The 15,928-nt window shown below is 66.8% G+C and carries 13 protein-coding genes and 1 pseudogene; 8 read left to right on the top strand and 6 right to left on the bottom strand.

Annotated elements, in window-relative coordinates; all coding sequences use genetic code 11:
* Positions 1-31 precede the first annotated feature (31 nt).
* Complete coding sequence (locus C7416_RS22360; RefSeq protein WP_111520961.1) at positions 32-1,387, bottom strand: ArgE/DapE family deacylase; 1,356 nt, start codon at positions 1,385-1,387, stop codon at positions 32-34.
* Positions 1,388-1,545: 158 nt separating this feature from the next.
* Between C7416_RS22360 and pdxR the strand changes: the two genes are divergently transcribed.
* Both pdxR and C7416_RS22350 read left to right on the top strand, forming a co-directional pair.
* Positions 1,546-3,141, top strand: a complete 1,596-nt coding sequence (gene pdxR, locus C7416_RS22355; protein WP_181461301.1) for a MocR-like pyridoxine biosynthesis transcription factor PdxR — start codon at positions 1,546-1,548, stop codon at positions 3,139-3,141.
* A 133-nt stretch (positions 3,142-3,274) separates the two neighbouring features.
* On the top strand, positions 3,275-4,708 hold the full coding sequence (locus C7416_RS22350) for an FAD-binding oxidoreductase (protein WP_111520960.1): 1,434 nt from the start codon (positions 3,275-3,277) through the stop codon (positions 4,706-4,708).
* A 249-nt stretch (positions 4,709-4,957) separates the two neighbouring features.
* Here the strand turns inward: C7416_RS22350 and ppk1 are convergent, their stop codons facing one another.
* Positions 4,958-7,081 (bottom strand): polyphosphate kinase 1, encoded by a 2,124-nt coding sequence (gene ppk1, locus C7416_RS22340; protein WP_240988161.1) that lies wholly within the window; start codon positions 7,079-7,081, stop codon positions 4,958-4,960.
* Positions 7,082-7,217: 136 nt separating this feature from the next.
* Positions 7,218-8,168 carry a GlxA family transcriptional regulator gene (locus C7416_RS22335; protein ID WP_111520958.1) on the bottom strand — a complete coding sequence of 317 codons (951 nt, stop codon included), beginning with the start codon at positions 8,166-8,168 and terminating at the stop codon, positions 7,218-7,220.
* 174 nt (positions 8,169-8,342) lie between these two features.
* Between C7416_RS22335 and C7416_RS22330 the strand changes: the two genes are divergently transcribed.
* The 4 genes from C7416_RS22330 to C7416_RS22315 all read left to right on the top strand — a co-directional run bounded on the left by C7416_RS22330 (position 8,343) and on the right by C7416_RS22315 (position 11,392).
* Positions 8,343-9,146: an SDR family NAD(P)-dependent oxidoreductase gene (locus tag C7416_RS22330; RefSeq protein ID WP_111520957.1), complete on the top strand. Its 804-nt coding sequence runs from the start codon at positions 8,343-8,345 to the stop codon at positions 9,144-9,146.
* Positions 9,147-9,164: 18 nt separating this feature from the next.
* The gene (locus C7416_RS22325) at positions 9,165-9,386 is read left to right on the top strand and encodes a DUF2798 domain-containing protein (protein WP_111520956.1); all 222 of its coding nucleotides are present in this window, start codon (positions 9,165-9,167) and stop codon (positions 9,384-9,386) included.
* Positions 9,387-9,573: 187 nt separating this feature from the next.
* Complete coding sequence (locus C7416_RS22320) at positions 9,574-10,473, top strand: MipA/OmpV family protein (protein ID WP_111520955.1); 900 nt, start codon at positions 9,574-9,576, stop codon at positions 10,471-10,473.
* Between the two features lie 127 nt (positions 10,474-10,600).
* The gene (locus tag C7416_RS22315) at positions 10,601-11,392 is read left to right on the top strand and encodes a transporter substrate-binding domain-containing protein (protein WP_111520954.1); all 792 of its coding nucleotides are present in this window, start codon (positions 10,601-10,603) and stop codon (positions 11,390-11,392) included.
* A 30-nt stretch (positions 11,393-11,422) separates the two neighbouring features.
* Here C7416_RS22315 and C7416_RS22310 read toward each other — a convergent pair whose 3' ends face one another.
* The 3 genes from C7416_RS22310 to C7416_RS22300 all read right to left on the bottom strand — a co-directional run bounded on the left by C7416_RS22310 (position 11,423) and on the right by C7416_RS22300 (position 13,970).
* Positions 11,423-11,824 (bottom strand): cupin domain-containing protein, encoded by a 402-nt coding sequence (locus C7416_RS22310; protein WP_111520953.1) that lies wholly within the window; start codon positions 11,822-11,824, stop codon positions 11,423-11,425.
* A 4-nt stretch (positions 11,825-11,828) separates the two neighbouring features.
* Positions 11,829-12,308 carry a carboxymuconolactone decarboxylase family protein gene (locus C7416_RS22305; RefSeq protein WP_111520952.1) on the bottom strand — a complete coding sequence of 160 codons (480 nt, stop codon included), beginning with the start codon at positions 12,306-12,308 and terminating at the stop codon, positions 11,829-11,831.
* A 189-nt stretch (positions 12,309-12,497) separates the two neighbouring features.
* Positions 12,498-13,970 carry a patatin-like phospholipase family protein gene (locus tag C7416_RS22300; protein WP_258401151.1) on the bottom strand — a complete coding sequence of 491 codons (1,473 nt, stop codon included), beginning with the start codon at positions 13,968-13,970 and terminating at the stop codon, positions 12,498-12,500.
* Positions 13,971-14,411: 441 nt separating this feature from the next.
* Here C7416_RS22300 and C7416_RS22295 point away from each other — a divergent pair, with 441 nt between their 5' ends.
* Together C7416_RS22295 and C7416_RS22290 are read left to right on the top strand one after the other, a co-directional pair.
* Positions 14,412-15,506: a branched-chain amino acid aminotransferase gene (locus C7416_RS22295; RefSeq protein WP_111520951.1), complete on the top strand. Its 1,095-nt coding sequence runs from the start codon at positions 14,412-14,414 to the stop codon at positions 15,504-15,506.
* A gap of 268 nt (positions 15,507-15,774) precedes the next feature.
* Positions 15,775-15,928, top strand: a pseudogene (locus tag C7416_RS22290) (amino acid permease); the annotation flags it as partial.

The raw sequence follows: 15,928 nt of genomic DNA, 5'->3' as shown, positions 1-15,928 counted from the left end.
GCAGCACCGGTTGTGCTTGCGCGCGGCTTCTTCAGGCCGTGTCGCCGGCCGGTTCCACGCCGCACCAGTCCACCAGGAACTGGGCCAGCGTCGTGGTCACTCGCACCATGCTTTCCAGCGACACCGATTCGTCGATGCCGTGGATATTGCGGGCCTCGGGCCCGTAGCAGGTCACCGGCGTTTCCAGGCCGATGCGGAAATGCCGGGCATCGGTGGTCGCCGTAGTCGCCTCGCGGCGGATCGGCGTGCCATTGACCTTGCGGTGCGCTTCACCCAGCGCCTGCATGCTGGGCACGTCGAGGTCGAATTCGCAGCCGGGCGCGTGGAAGCCTTCATAGCGGATGCGCAGTTCGAGATTGCTGGCCAGGCGTTCCACCGTGGCGCGGATGCGCGCTGCCACCGTGGCCTTGGCGTCGTCGATATCCATGTTCGGGAAGAAGCCGATGCGCACGCCCAGCGTGCAGGTGCAGGGCACCGACGAGTTCCACTCGCCGCCCTGGATCTGGCCGAGATTGAAGTTGATCGGATGGGCGTGGTCACGATATGCCGCCGGCCGGTGATCTGGACGATTCCATTCGGCTTCCAGCTGGCGCAGGTCTTCCATCACCGCGATGCCGGCCTCGACCGGGTTGACGCCGCTGGTCATGTAGGCCGCGTGCGCCGGCTTGCCGGTCAGCTCGATGAACATCCAGAACACGCCGACCTGCGCGCTCATCAGGCTCTCGCCCAGCGGCTCGGGAATGATCACGGTGTCGAAGGACACCAGCTTGCCGGCGCCGACCGCGCTGCGCAGCGCCGCCACCGTGGCAAGTGCGCCGTTGCCGGTGTTCTCTTCTTCCAGCACCGCATTGAAGCCGACCGCCCCCGCCGGCTGCAAGCCCAGGCTGGCCAGCGCCTTGAACGCGGCCAGCGCGCACACGATGCCGCCCTTCATGTCGCCGGCGCCGCGGCCGTAGAGCCAGCCGTCCTTCACTACCGGCGCGAACGGCGACTGGCTCCACATCGATTCCGGACCGGTCGGCACCACATCGAGATGGCCGTTGAACAGCACCGAGCGCCCACCCTTGCGGCTGGGCCGGTGCGTCGCCAGCAGGTTGTAGCGGCCGCCGTCCGGGCAGCACGCCGGCGAATACATCGGCAGGTGGCGGATGTCCTCGGTGCGCAGCGCGATGCGCTCGGAAGCCAGGCCCAGTTCTGCCAGCGCGCCTTCGATGAAGTCCGCCGCGGGCTGCTCTTCGCCCGACGGGCTTTTGGCGGCCACGAAACCGGACAGCGTCTCGACCATATAGGGCAGGAGTTCACGCACGGCTTGCGAAAGTTCAGCGGTGGTGGGTACCGCGGCCTGTGTGGAGGACGGGCTGGCCGTGAGGGAATCGGGACCTGACATGAAAGCTCCTGGCGAGGGGGAACGCATGAGGGGACGCAAAGCCAACGCATCGGGCGTCAATCACAAAAATTCCGCGATGACGCCAACCACGGATGGAAAATTAAACGATCGTTGGTACCATACATAGGTCCATATTCACGATATTTGCTGGAGCCACTTTGAAGGAAACGATTCTGTCCGAGTTGTTGCTGCAGCGGCTGGAGCGTCCGGCGGGGACGCAGGCGGACCGCAACGGCACGCATATGAACCGCCAGCTGTATGAGCTGATTCGGCAGGAAATCCTTGCTGGCTCTATCTCCGCGGGCAGCAAGCTGCCGGCATCACGGCTGCTCGCGACCGAGATAGGGGTTTCCCGCAATACCGTTCTGTATGCGTATGAGCAGCTGCTGGCGGAAGGCTATGTCACCGCATCAACGGGACGTGGCACCTTTGTCTCGCAGACTTTTCCCGACCATAGTGCATTGCACAAGGCTGGTGCCCGGATTGGCACCACGCCTGTGCCCGCAGTGCAGCAAAATTCAAACCGCTTCGATCTGTCGCGGCGCGGCATGCATCTCGTGTCCAACGCCGGCGCGTCGGACAGGCAATGGGGTGCCTTCATGGCGGGCGTGCCCGATGTCTCGCTGTTCCCGCATGCAACCTGGGCCCGGCTGCTGAACAAGCACTGGCGCAATCCGCGCCCGCAATTGCTGACCTACGCCCACCACGGCGGCTATATGCCGCTGCGGCGCGTGCTGGCCGAGCACCTGCGGCTGGCGCGCGCGGTGCGCTGCGAGCCCGAGCAGATCATCCTGACCACCGGCATCCACCAGGCCATCGACCTGATCGCGCGCCTGCTGGCCGACCCGGGGGACAAGGCGTGGATGGAAGACCCTGGCTACTGGGGCACACGCAGCCTGCTGACCAATGCGGGCGTCGACGTGATTCCCGTGCCGGTGGATAACGAAGGCATCGCGCCCGACGCGGCGAGGCTGCAGGATCCGCCGCGCTTTATCTTCGCGACGCCCTCGCACCAGTACCCGCTCGGCACCGTGATGAGCCTGACGCGGCGGCGCATGCTGCTGGAATACGCGCGGCAGCGCGGCGCGTGGATCGTCGAGGACGACTACGACAGCGAGTTCCGCTTCGAAGGGCGGCCGCTTGCTTCGCTGCAGGGCCTGGACGAGCACGACCGGGTGATCTACATGGGCACCTTCTCCAAGACGCTCTTTCCCGGGCTGCGCATGGGCTTCATGGTGCTGCCCAAGCCGCTGGCGCCGCATTTCGCCACCGGCCTGTCGGAACTGTTCCGCGAGGGTCAGCTGATGCAGCAGGCGGTGCTCGCGGACTTTATCGAGGAGGGTCACTACGCCACGCACCTGCGACGCATGCGCCAGCGCTATGCGCAGCGCCAGGGACTGCTGCGCGAGGCCATCGCGAAACGCTTTGGCCAGGACTGGCCGACCTCGACACACGAGGCAGGCCTGCACCTGGTGGTGCACCTGCCGCCGGGCGCCGACGATCTCGGCATCAGCATGGCGGCGCGCACGCAGGGTCTGTCGGCACGTCCGCTGTCGCGCTACTACAGCGACGAGCAGCGCGCGCGGCAGGGACTGCTGCTGGGCTACGCCTGCGTGCCGGAGGACGACATCGGCCCCGCCTTCCACAAGCTTGCCGAAGTCATCGAGCCTGCGCTGGAGCACCTGGCCCGCACGCGCCAGCCGCCACGCGAATTCAGCGCGCGCATCAACAACGAAGCGTGGAGCGGTGCGTGAGGTGGCGCCACCGCGCCGGCGCCGATTGGCTCTTATCATCGTGCACTGCCTTGCCCTAGCATTGTGCGCTGCGCCTGGGCGCTCTCCTTCGCTCCCGCAGCGCCACCGACTCCCTTAACCGGAAAGACCCACGATGGCTCCCGTGCAAGACCGCTCCGCCCTGCTGGCCGAACTGGCCGGCATCCTCGATGCCGCCGGCCTGCAAATTGGCGACGCCATCGAAACCCGCTTCCGCAAGGACTGGTACGCACCGCTGGACCCGCAGCCGCCGGTCGCGGTGGCAAGGCCGCGCAGCACGGCCGAGGTGTCGGCGGTGCTGGCCATCTGCAATCGCCACCGGCAACCGGTGGTGCCACAGGGCGGCCTGACCGGCCTGGCGGGCGCCGCGACGCCCGCCGGCGGTGAACTGGTCCTGTCGCTCGAGCGCATGCGCGGCGTGGAAGAAATCGATGCGCAGGCCGGCACCATGACCGTGCTGGCCGGCACCACCCTGCAGGCCGCGCAGGACGCCGCGCGCGCGGCGGACTGGCTGTTTCCGGTGGACCTGGGCGCGCGCGGCAGTTGCCAGATCGGCGGCAATATCGCCACCAACGCCGGCGGCAACCGCGTGATCCGCTACGGCATGATGCGCGAGCAGGTGCTCGGGCTGGAGGCAGTGCTGGCTGACGGCACCGTGGTCAGCTCGCTCAACAAGATGCAGAAGAACAACGCCGGCTACGATCTGCGCCAGCTCTTTATCGGCAGCGAAGGCACGCTCGGCGTCATTACACGCGCTGTGCTGCGTCTCGCGCCGCTGCCCGGCAGCACGCAGACCGCACTATGCGCGCTGCGCAGCTATGAAGACGTGGTGGCGCTACTGCGCCATGCGCAGCGCCGGCTGTCGGGGCGTGTATCGGCCTTCGAGGCGATGTGGGCCGATTTCTATGAACTGGTGACGACGCGCGTGCCGGGCGTGCGCAACCCGCTGCCCGCCGGCTCACCGTTCTATGTGCTGGTCGACCTGCAGGGCAACGACGCCGAACAGGACGGCGCGGCCTTTGAATCGATGCTCGAAACGGCGATGGAAGCCGGCCTGATCACCGACGCTGCCGTTGCCACCAGCGAGAAAGAAGCCGAGAGCTTCTGGAAGCTGCGCGACGCGGTCGCCGAGTTCCCGGTGATGTGGGCGCCCAATGCCGCCTACGACGTGAGCCTGCCGATCGGCCAGATCGGCCGCTTCGCCGAGAGCCTGCGCACGGCGGTGCTGGCGCGCTGGCCGCACGCCGAACTGGTCAACTTCGGCCATGTGGGCGACAGCAACCTGCATGTCAGCGTTTATCTTCCCGGCGCGACGGCGGAGGACTTTCCCGAGCACGAGATCAGCGAGGTGCTCTACCCCAAGGTGCAAGAGTTCAACGGCAGCATTTCCGCCGAGCACGGCATCGGCACGCACAAGAAGCCGTTCCTCGGGCATTCGCGCACGCCCGAGGCGCTGGCGTTGATGCGCTCACTCAAACGGTCACTGGATCCCAACCTTATCTTGTGCCCGGGCCGGGTCATCGACGTGGACCCAGAACTGCCAAGGTGAAGCAAGGACGCATGAATGGGTCGGTCTCTCTGCCTGAAGCGCTGCGCCGCTGCCGCCCGGACCCGCGCATCAGGCGACCCTCGCTGTAGACGCAAGTGCAGCACCAGGCCGCCGTCGAGCATCGAGGTCGTGTACGCGGCAGCGGTCCTGGCCTGGCGTGCCTTGAGGCGGCCTTGACCCATGGCTTGGTTCAGGGTCATGGTCGTTCCTTTTGCAGGGGCTGGGAGCGATACGCGGCAGGTGGCGCACTCAGGTCAGCGCAGCCAGCAGCATGCACTGGGCCGACTCGCCGTCCGGCACGGGCTGGCGCACATAGTTGCCTTCCGGCGTCATCATCCACGCTTCGCGCCGGTCGGACAGATACGGCTCCAGGCCCTCGGAGAGGACCCGCTCCTTCAAGCGGGGATCGAGCACGGGGAAACATATTTCGATGCGACGCGACAGGCTTCGTTCCATCCATTCGCCGCTCGACAGCATGACCTTGTCGGCGCCGCCGTCGTGGAAGCAGAAAATGCGCGAGTGCTCGAGAAACCGGCCCATCACCGATTTCACCGTGATGTGCTCGGACAGACCGGCGACACCCGGACGCAGCGCGCACGCGCCCCGCACGATCAGGTCGATGCGCACGCCCTGGCCAGACGCGTCGTATAACGCCTGGATCAGCTCGGGCTCGAGCAGCGCATTCATCTTGGCGATGATGCGCCCCGTGCGCCCGGCCCTGGCATGCTCGGCTTCGCCCCGGATCGCTGCCAGCAGCTGCTGCTTCAGCGTAAACGGCGATTGCCAGACATGGGTCATGCTTTGGGTCTGGCCGCGGCCGGTGAGCTGGCTGAAGACCTGGGCCACGTCCTGGGTCAGCGCTTCATCGCAGGTCAGCAAGCCGAAATCCGTATAGCTGCGCGAGGTCTCGTGATGATAGTTGCCGGTGCCGAGATGCACATAGCGCCTGAGCCGTCCGTCCTCGCGCCGCACCACCATCAGGATCTTGGCGTGCGCCTTGAAGCCGACCACGCCGTAGACCACATGCGCGCCCACTTCCTCGAGTTGCCCCGCCCAGCCGATGTTGGCCTCTTCGTCGAAGCGGGCCATCAGCTCGACCACGGCCGTGACCTCCTTGCCGTTGCGCGCCGCCTCGATCAGCGACGACAGCAGCGCCGAGTCGTGCCCGGCCCGATACACCGTCTGGCTGATCGCCACCACGTCCGGATCCTGCGCCGCCTGCCTGACGAAATCGACCACCGGCGCAAACGACTGGAACGGATGGTGCAGCAGGATGTCGCCGTCGCGCATGGCGCGGAAGATGTCGGGCTGGTCCCGCAGCGCCTTCGGCAAGCCCGGCCGGAACGGCGGGTATTTCAGGTCCGGCCGGTCGACCTGGTCCGGCACCTGCATCAGGCGAACCAGGTTGACCGGGCCGTTGACCGCGTACACCTCGCCGGGCGCGAGGCCAAACTGCTCCTGCAGGAACGCGGTCATGGCGCGCGGGCAGTTGTCGGCCACCTCGAGCCGCACCGCGTCGCCAAGGTGCCGGTGCGGCAGTTCGCCCTGCAGCGCCTCGCGCAGGTTCTTGACCTCTTCCTCGTCGACAAACAGCTCGCTGTTGCGCGTGACCCGGAACTGGTAGCAGCCGCGCACCGTCATGCCGCTGAACAGCTCGCCGACGTGGGCATGCAGGATCGAAGACAGGAACACGAAGCCGTGTTCGCATCCCGCGACCTGCGCTGGCAGCGCGATCACGCGCGGCAGCGCCCTGGGCGCCTGCACGATGGCATTGCCTGAGCTGCGGCCGAACGCATCCTTGCCCTCGAGCTCAACGGCGAAGTTCAGGCTCTTGTTCAGCACCCGCGGAAACGGATGCGCCGGGTCCAGCCGGATCGGCGTCAGGACCGGCATCAGCTCGGCAAAGAAGAAATCGCGAATCCAGTCTTGCTGCGCGGCGTTCCACGATGGCCGCCGCAGGAAGCAAATCTGCTCCTGGGCCATGGCGGGAATCAGCACGTCATTGAACAGCCGGTACTGTTGACCGACCAGCTCGCGCACCCGCTGGTTGACCGCGGCATAAACGGCCTGCGGCGTCAGCCCGTCCGGTCCGACCACTGGCGACGACAGCACGCACTGTTCCTTCAATCCCGCCACGCGGATTTCGTAGAACTCGTCGAGGTTGCTGCTGAAGGTGCACAGGGCCCGCAGCCGCTCGAGCAGCGGCATGGCCGGATCGGCCGCCTGCTGCAGCACGCGGTGAAAGAACTCGAGCTGGCTGAGTTCGCGGTTGATGAAGCGCGCATTGCCGTTTGGCAAGGTAGCCGCATCCGCCGGATCGCGCCCACGTGGACCCTGCGACTCGTCCTGCCTGACGCCAGATTCGTGTCTCATGATGCCGTGCCAAGAGAAGCTGTCTTCAGATTCTAGCTGGCGTATCGCGCATACCGGCGCGATTACGCGTCCGGCGTTCGCAAAAAAAGTCTTGCCGCGGCACACCGGTATCGCGCCAATGTGACGGGCACACCAGCTAAGCAGGGTGCGGTACGCCGCCGCGCGCCATGCGGCGGATCGCCTGCGGCGGTTGCCCGAAGGCGCGCAGGAAGGCGCGCCGCATGCGCTCGGGATCGCCAAAGCCGGTATCCCGGGCCACCACATCGATGGGATGGCGGCCGCTTTCCATCATCAGCCGCGCCGCCTCGACGCGCAGGCGCTCCACGGCTTTGGCCGGGCTCTGGCCGGTTTCGTCGCGGAAGGCGCGCGAGAACTGCCGGGCGCTGAGGTGCGCCGCATTCGCCAGCTGCTCCACCGAAAGCTCCTGTTGCAGGTTCTGCCGCGCGAAATCCAGTGCGCCGCGAATGCGATCGGAGCGCGGCTCCAGGTCCAGCAGCGCCGAAAATTGTGACTGGCCGCCGGCGCGGCGATGGTACACGACCAGGCTCTTGGCCACGCCTCGCGCCACCGCGGCGCCCGCGTCCTTCTCCACCAGTGCCAGCGCCAGGTCGATGCAGGCCGACATTCCGGCCGAGGTCCAGACCGGACCGTCGATGATGAAGATGCGGTCCTCCTCCACGCTGACGTCCGGGAAGCGGCGTCGCAGCTCCTCGGCGTAATACCAGTGCGTGGTGGCACGGCGGCCGGCCAGCAGGCCCGCCTCCGCCAGCGTGAAGGCGCCGGTGCAAGTCGCGCCGATGCGCCGCGAAGTCCGTGCAGCGCGCTGCAGGAACTTCACCAGGGCGGGCGGCGCGGGCAGGATGTCATTGTCTCCCACCACCAGCACGGTATCGAAGCGACGCCGGCCAAAGGGCGCGGTGCTGACGGCGAAGCCGCCGGAACTTGCCACGGGGCCGCCATGCTCGGACAGCAAGTGAACCTGGTACAGCGGCTCGCCAAGCGCCCGGTTGGCGAACTCGAGCACCGTCGACACGGCGAGGTTCAGCGCCTGGAAGCCGGGATAGAGGGCCAGGGCTACATGGTGCATGGTGAACTCCCGATGGCGGCGGAAGGCACATTTCCGCCATGGCTTAAAAGGTGGGATCTACGACATTGTTGCCATGGCCATTGTGCACCTAATCTTCGATGCACGCAGCGGCGATACGCACGGCCGGCTGCCACGGCACTTCTCACCGCCTTTCCACTGTTATGGAGCTTCAACGTGACAACTCACACCTACGCCGGCACCGCGCTGATCACCGGGGCGTCTTCGGGCATCGGCGCCATCTATGCGGACCGGCTTGCGCGCCGCGGCCACGACTTGATCCTGGTGGCACGCAACCGCAGCCGGCTGGAGGCCCTGGCGCGGCACATCACCGACCAGACCGGCCGCTCCGTCGAGATCGTCACGGCCGACCTGGGCCAGGCGACCGACGTACGACACGTCGAAAACATCCTGAAAACGGACGCCAGCATCACCACGCTGGTCAACAACGCGGGCTTCGGTGGCGCGTCGCCGTTGCTGGCGTCGGATGCGGACACCATGCAGGCGATGATCGAACTCAACGTCACGGCGCTGACCCGCCTCACCTACGCCGCCGCCCCGGCCTTCGTGGCGCGGGGCCAGGGCACGATCATCAATATTGCCTCGATCGTCGCGATCGCTCCCGAGGTGCTGAACGGCGTGTACGGCGGCTCCAAGGCCTTCGTGCTGGCCTTTACCCAGTCGCTGCAGCATGAGCTTGCCGGCCACGGCGTGCGCGTCCAGGCGGTGCTGCCGGGGGCGACCCGCACGGCGTTCTGGGACGTTGCCGGGCACCCTGTCGACAACCTTCCGGAAGCGCTGGTGATGGACGGCGACGACCTGGTCGATGCGGCACTGGCAGGACTGGACCAGGGCGAGGTGATCACGCTGCCGTCGTTGCCCGACGCCGCCGACTGGCAGGCCTTCGAGGCGGCCCGCGCCGCGCTCGGCCCCAATCTTTCGCGTGCGCAGCCGGCCGCGCGGTACGGCATTGCGAGCTGATCGTCCGGGAAATTCGCCATGAACGTAGAACTGAAACGGAAAATCGCCTTCGCGCTGTCGATGGGCGTGATCACCACGGGGATCATCTCGTTTGCCCTGCTCGCCCTCAATATCGGGTTCACCGAGGCATTTATGCTGACCTGGCTGCGCTCGTGGGGCGTCGGCTATGTGATCGTGATTCCCGCCATCCTGCTGGTCGGGCCGCGCCTGCAGGCGCGGGTCGAGCGCTGGGTCCGCTAGACGATGGTGATGGGCTGCTGCCGCGGCCCGCGCTCCAGCAGCGCGGCCAGCCTGCGCAGCGAGTGCGAGAAGTACCGCGGCTGAACCGGAACCGCGCAGATGGCCGCGCTCTGGCTATACTTGCCCAGGTATCCGTCCTGCCCGGTTTTCCCCCCGCCCTTCCACGAAGTTCCTCCGGAGCCACGATATGCGAGCCGGGTATTGCGCCAGCCGACCACGGCATGCTTCGCCACTGACCGGGCCGCGCAAGCGCTGGCGCGCTCTCCCGGCCATTGCCGCGGCCTTCGCCACCACCTGCGCGGCGCAGGACTTCGATGCTATCGAGCGGCCGTTGTGGGAGGCCGGGCTTGGGGTCGGCGGCATCACCCTGCCGCACTACCGCGGCTCGGACTCGCGCGCCAACCTGTTGTTTCCGGTGCCCTACTTCGTCTACCGCGGCGAGCACCTGCGCGCGGACCGCAACGGCGTGCGCGGCAAGCTGTTCGACAGCGACCGGATCGAGCTCAATGTCAGCCTCGGCCTCTCGCTACCGGTCAAGAGCAGCCAGGATGAAGTCCGCCGCGGCATGCCGGATCTCAAGACCGCGGTGGAAATCGGGCCTTCGCTGGCGATCACGCTCTGGCATTCCGCCGAGGACCGCACCAGGCTGGACCTGCGGCTGCCCGTACGGCTGGCCGTGACCGTGGAATCGTCGCCCAGGGCGATCGGCTGGATCTTTTCGCCCAACCTGAACCTCGACGTTGCCAACGTTGGCGGCCTGCCCGGCTGGAACCTGGGCCTGATGGCGGGTCCGCTGTTCTCGACCGCGCGCTACAACCAGTATTTCTATTCCGTCGACGAGCAATTCGCCACCGCGGCGCGTCCGGCCTACCGCGCACAGGGAGGCTACTCCGGCAGCATGGCGCTGGCTTCGCTGTCCAAGCGCTTTCGCCATGTCTGGTTCGGCGCCTTCGTCCGCTACGACCGACTCGACGGCGCCAGCTTCGAGAACAGCCCGCTGGTGCGCCAGAAGGACGCCCTGGCTGCCGGACTGGCACTGAGCTGGATCTTCGGTCAGTCGTCGACCTACGTGCCGAGCCGGGAATAAGGCCGCGGGACGGCGGATTGCGCATCGCGCCGATGACATGCGCCCCGGGGCAGGCGCATGCGATATATTTCCGCATGCCGCCCCGGCCCCATTCCCGAATCCCACCCAGAGAAAAACGAAAATGCCAATGACAAGGACGATCGTCAGCGCCGTTGCCCTGCTTTGCGCCGCCCCGGTGTTCTCGCAGCCGGCCACGCCGGCCGCCGGGCTGTCGCCCACCTTGACCCGCGTCGCGCAATCAGGCGTGCTGCGCGTCTGCACGCCCGGCGACTACAAGCCCTTCAGCTTCATGAAGTCGGAAGGCCAGTACGAGGGGCTCGACGTGGACCTGATGACGTCGCTGGCCAGTTCGCTCGGCGCCAAACCGCAATTCGTCAAGACCAGCTGGGCCACGCTGATGCCGGACTTCGTCGGCGGCAAGTGCGATATCGGCGCCGGCGGCATCTCGGTGTCGCTGGAACGCCAGAAGCAGGCCTATTTCAGCGCGCCCTACATGGTCAATGGCAAGACGCCCCTCACGCGCTGCGAGAATGTGCAGCGCTTCCAGACCGTGGAGGCCATCAACCGCCCCGGCGTGCGCGTGATCGCCAATCCCGGCGGCAGCAACGAGCGCTTCGCCCGCACCCACCTGTCCCAGGCCAGGCTGACCATGCACAAGGACAACCTGACCATTTTCGACGAGGTGATCCGGGGCAACGCCGACGTCTTCGTCACCGAGGCCGCCGAAGCCATCGTCCAGAGCAAGGCCCATCCCGAGTTGTGCGCGGTCAATCCCGACAAGCCGCTGCAGTACGCAGAGATGGGCTATCTGCTGCCGAATGGCGACGAGGTGTTCAAGCGGTATGTCGACCAGTGGCTGCACCTGGCCCGGGCCGGCGGCGAATTCGATGCGCGCCGTGCGGTATGGCTGGGGAAGTAGCGTTGCGCATGCGATCGACGCAGGAGCGCGCTAGTTCACTGGCGTAAAGACCGGCGCTCCCTGCTTCTTGAGCAGGAACACGACGAACTTCGCGGGCCTGGTCTTGCTGGCATTGCGACCGACGGTATGGAGGTCGTCCGGGCCTTCGTAGAAGGTTTCGCCCGCCTTCAGCGTAACTTCCTTGCCGCCCTTCACGCCCATGACAATGCTGCCTTCGAGCACATAGACGAACGCATGCGCATCATGGCGGTGCACCGGGTCGAAGCCGCCGGGCGGGTACTCCACCGTGATCATCTGCACTTCCTTGCCCGCATAGTCGGGCAGCGCCCTGGTGGTCAGCGACTGGACCACCACCTCGGGCGGCGCGGCGCTGGCCAGCGTTGCCGACAGCAGCAATGCCAGGCTCGCCGCGATCGCGATCGACGGTTTCATGGCATTACTCCAGGTTGGCCTTGTCCAGCCCGAAGGCCTTGTCGGAGGAACCCGGCACCATGCGGAAGGCGACGTTCAGCCGGTTCCAGGTGTTGATGGCGCCCACCAGGAAAGTGAGGTCGGACAGCTCCTTCTCGGAATACTGCGTGCGCACGCGCTCGTAGACATCGTCCGGCACCCCTTGCGCGGGCAGCTGGGTCAGCGCCTCGGTCCAGGCCAGCGCGGCGCGCTCGCGCGGCGAGAACAGCGTCGATTCGCGCCAGATCGCCACGTGATGCAGCCGCAGCTCGCGCTCGCCGTGGATCTTCGCCATCTTGATGTGCATGTCGACGCAGAACGCGCAGCCGTTGAGCTGCGACGCGCGAATCTCGACGAGCTCGCGAATGTGCTGCTCGACCGTCGTTTTCGCGAACAGGCTGTTGAGCTCCATGAGCTTCTTGGATAGCTCGGGGGATTGCTGGAAGTAGTTGAGGCGTTGCGTCATGATCGCTCCTGCTGAAATGGCGGGGATGGCCGGCGGACCCGCGCCGGATGGCAGGCAGGGACCGCCTGGAACGAAGCGTAGCGGTGCGCCAGACGCACCGGTAGTGCCACAGCAGTACACGCACTGTTACCACGCCGGCACCAATCGTCGGGCACGATGCGGCTGCGCCGGATCCTGCCTGCAGCGAAACTACCGGGCCGCGTTGGCTTCGCGCTCGAACTCGCGGATCACCGGGTTGCCCAGGATGGCGTCCCGGCCGGCTTCGATCAGGCGATCGACATCCTGCTCGGGCAACCGGAGCCGGGTCGGCAGCTCGTTCAGGCTTGCGGCGCGGGCCTTGTCGAGGGCGTCGAAGGCAATGCGCGTGACGAAGAACTCGACGTCGTCGCAGCGCCAGCCTGGACGGCTTGAGGCGATGGCCTGCTGCCGCGCAAACGGCATGGCGCAGCGATAGGCGACCAGGTCGTTGCGCCACTGGCGCATCATGGGCACGAAGGCGTCATAGCTCATGCGCACGTTGGTGGCCATGGCCGCGTCGATGGACGCGTTTGCCACTTCGATCCCCGACGGGCCCACCTGGCGTTGGTTCCAGTCGCCGCGCGGCCCCTGGCCGGCATCGACCACGACAAACAGCAGCCGGCGCACCTTGATGGCGTCGTTCTCGCTCATGGGCCCGTAGGCCGTGCCCAGCAGCAGGCGCGACTGAAAGATGGTGGCCAGGCCGTAGTTGTCGGTGACGCCGCCATCGACCAGCTTGACGTATTTGCCCTTGGACAGATCCCGGTGGCCGCGAACGGCAACCGCCAACGCGCCGATCAGCAGCGATTGCCCGGGCGCCTCGGCGTGATCCAGGTTGGGCAGCGGCGCACGGCAAGCCTCGGTATGCTTCTCCAGCACGATGGGCGCGAAGAACAGCGGCACCGCCATCGAAGCGGCGACGGCCTCGGACACGGGAAAGCTGGCGAGATCGCTGCACAGCGCATCGAACGCCAGCTGGCTGAACGGAAACGCGACCCGATAATAGACGTTGGTGGCGTTGATCCACACCAGCGGCTTGCCGCGGCGGAACATGTCGGCGTAGGTGGCCCCCTTGAACACGTCTTCGTCCAGCCAGGCCCGGAGGTCTTCCCGATTATTGAGCCCCCCGCCAAAGAGGCGCGCAAGGTTGAAGGGGTTAAGCAGGCTGAAGCGCAGCCGCGCCTCGCCGTCTTTCAGAAGCACCGACCGGAACGTCGCCAGGCTGTCCTTGCCGTGCAGGCCGTAGTAGGCGGCGGTAAGCGAGCCTCCGGACACGCTGCTGATGAAGGCCACGTCGTCGAGCAAGGAAGCGCCGCCGGGACCCCGCATGGCGTCAAGCCCCTGCAGCGCGCCGAAGGCGAAGGCCGCGGCGCGCGTGCCGCCGCCGGAGAACGCCATGGCGATGGTAGTCGGCCCGGCGACGTCGACCGGTTCACGCAAGGGCACGGTGGCGCTGGCGGCCGTCGCCTGGGGCAGATTGCGGGGGACATTGTGAGAAAGCGAGCCGCAGGCAGCGACACCGGCCAGCATAAGCACCATCAGGGCGCGGCCGGCCTTGCCGCAGGCGCCACGCCCGCTTGCTGGCCGGCCCGGTGGCTGGGGCAGGCAGTTGTTCCGGCGGATAGAGGGATCGTGACGAGACATGCTTGGCGTGGCGCAGGCTGCTGGATGGGATGGTCGAGTTGCGTTGCCGCAAGCAACCGGTGGCGGATGCCTCAGCATGATATGGCATCGCGTCAGGCACGGCACGTATCTCGCCACCGAGGGGGTCGCCATCACGATCGCTGACCTGAAGACCTCGGGGCAGCGCCTCAGGAACCCATCGCCCGCTATGCGTTTTGCAGATACCAGATGTCGGAATTCTTCAATTTACTGCGTGGCGACCGCTTCATACACTGCTCCGAACAAATAGAAGCATCCGGAGACAGACATCGTGAATGCCACCCCACGCGCCAGCCCGCAACAGGCCGCGGTCGGTTGCCCGAAGCCGCGCCTTTGCCCGATACTCCCTTGCAGCGCACCCGCCCCGGCATCGCGACCGCGGCGGCCAGGCCGTACGGCCCAACATCCCCCGAGCACTGAAGCATGACCACCGAAAATCCACTGCAGTTCGTTCTGGAGCCCCATCCCGGCCCCACCCCCGCCGAGCAGATCGCCGCCAGGCTGGAGAACCCCGTCTTCGGCCGCGTGTTCACCGACCACATGGTCACGATACGCTGGACCGACGGTCGCGGCTGGCATGACGCCAGGGTGGAAGCACGCCGTCCTTTCCAGATCGACCCCGCCTGCGCAGTGCTGCACTATGCGCAGGAGATCTTCGAAGGCATGAAGGCATACCGCGGCGAGGGCGGCAGGATTTCGCTGTTCCGGCCGCAGGAGAACGCCAGGCGTTTTCGCGCCTCCGCCGCCCGCATGTCGATGGCGCAACTGCCCGAGGCCACCTTCCTGCAAGCCGTGGAAGCGCTCGTCGATATCGACCGTGCCTGGATTCCCGGCAGCGAGGGCAGCCTGTACCTGCGCCCGTTCATGTTTGCCTCGGAGAGTTTTCTCGGGGTGCGCGCCTCGGCCGAATACGTATTTTGCGTGATCGCATGTCCGGTCGGCCCCTATTTCAAGCCCGGCAAGTCCGCGGTGACCGTCTGGGTGTCGGATCAATACACCCGTGCGGCTTCCGGCGGCACCGGCGCCGCCAAGTGCGGCGGCAATTACGCAGCCAGCCTGATCGCGCAGACCGAGGCCGCGGCCAAGGGCTGCGACCAGGTGGTGTTCCTGGACGCGGCGGAGCACCGCTGGATCGAGGAACTGGGCGGCATGAACGTGTTTTTCGTGATGGATGACGGCTCGCTGCGCACGCCGCCGCTGAAAGGGACCATCCTGCCGGGCATTACCCGCGCTTCGATCATCGAACTGGCCCGGCACGAGGGCATTCCGGTCGACGAAACGCCCTACGACTTCGCGTCGTGGCGCGCCGACGCAGCCAGTGGCCGGGTCAGGGAAACCTTCGCCTGCGGCACCGCCGCGGTCGTCACCGCCATCGGGCAGGTGCGCCACGCCGGCGGCGAATTCACCATCGGCAACGGCGGCGAAGGCGAAGTCACGCAACGGCTCCGTACCTTGCTGACCGGCATCCAGCGCGGCAGCATCGCCGACCCGTTCGGATGGGTGCACCACGTCGACTGACACCCGCGTGATTGACCTCGGCGGCGAGCAAGGCATCGCAGGGCAACGCTCGCCGCGTTGATTTGGCTTGACGTCTGCCCCACCGCCTGGGCGGTCTGGGCCATTCCCAAAAAAAACTTCCGGGACCGGCACGCGACCTGCGTGCCGGCAAGCGGTGTCGTCTACCCGTCGGCACGCTGCCCGGCTGCCGGCGCACCGCGTGCCGCGTCGCCATCTCCGGCGCGCAGCCGTGCGAGCGCGTGGCAAGACCCATCTAGGAGATCCCTGTATGAGCTTGTTCCGAACCAAGGACATCGATGCGATGCTGGCGCAGAGACACGTCGCCGCCCTGAAAAAGGTGCTGGGTCCGGTCGACCTGGTGCTGATGGGCATCGGCGCCATCATCGGCACCGGCATCTTCGTGCTGACCGGCACCGGCGCGC

This window comes from Cupriavidus phytorum (genome assembly GCF_003254285.1).
GTDB lineage: Bacteria > Pseudomonadota > Gammaproteobacteria > Burkholderiales > Burkholderiaceae > Cupriavidus > Cupriavidus phytorum.
This window is presented reverse-complemented; position numbering and strand designations above follow the sequence as displayed.

Bases quoted from the DNA above. Each gene is read 5' to 3' on its own strand.
- C7416_RS22360 (WP_111520961.1), bottom strand. From the start codon at position 1,387: ATGTCAGGTCCCGATTCCCTCACGGCCAGCCCGTCCTCCACACAGGCC.
- C7416_RS22350 (WP_111520960.1), top strand. From the start codon at position 3,275: ATGGCTCCCGTGCAAGACCGCTCCGCCCTGCTGGCCGAACTGGCCGGC.
- ppk1 (WP_240988161.1), bottom strand. From the start codon at position 7,081: ATGAGACACGAATCTGGCGTCAGGCAGGACGAGTCGCAGGGTCCACGT.
- C7416_RS22335 (WP_111520958.1), bottom strand. From the start codon at position 8,168: ATGCACCATGTAGCCCTGGCCCTCTATCCCGGCTTCCAGGCGCTGAAC.
- C7416_RS22325 (WP_111520956.1), top strand. From the start codon at position 9,165: ATGAACGTAGAACTGAAACGGAAAATCGCCTTCGCGCTGTCGATGGGC.
- C7416_RS22320 (WP_111520955.1), top strand. From the start codon at position 9,574: ATGCGAGCCGGGTATTGCGCCAGCCGACCACGGCATGCTTCGCCACTG.
- C7416_RS22315 (WP_111520954.1), top strand. From the start codon at position 10,601: ATGACAAGGACGATCGTCAGCGCCGTTGCCCTGCTTTGCGCCGCCCCG.
- C7416_RS22310 (WP_111520953.1), bottom strand. From the start codon at position 11,824: ATGAAACCGTCGATCGCGATCGCGGCGAGCCTGGCATTGCTGCTGTCG.
- C7416_RS22305 (WP_111520952.1), bottom strand. From the start codon at position 12,308: ATGACGCAACGCCTCAACTACTTCCAGCAATCCCCCGAGCTATCCAAG.
- C7416_RS22300 (WP_258401151.1), bottom strand. From the start codon at position 13,970: ATGTCTCGTCACGATCCCTCTATCCGCCGGAACAACTGCCTGCCCCAG.
- C7416_RS22295 (WP_111520951.1), top strand. From the start codon at position 14,412: ATGACCACCGAAAATCCACTGCAGTTCGTTCTGGAGCCCCATCCCGGC.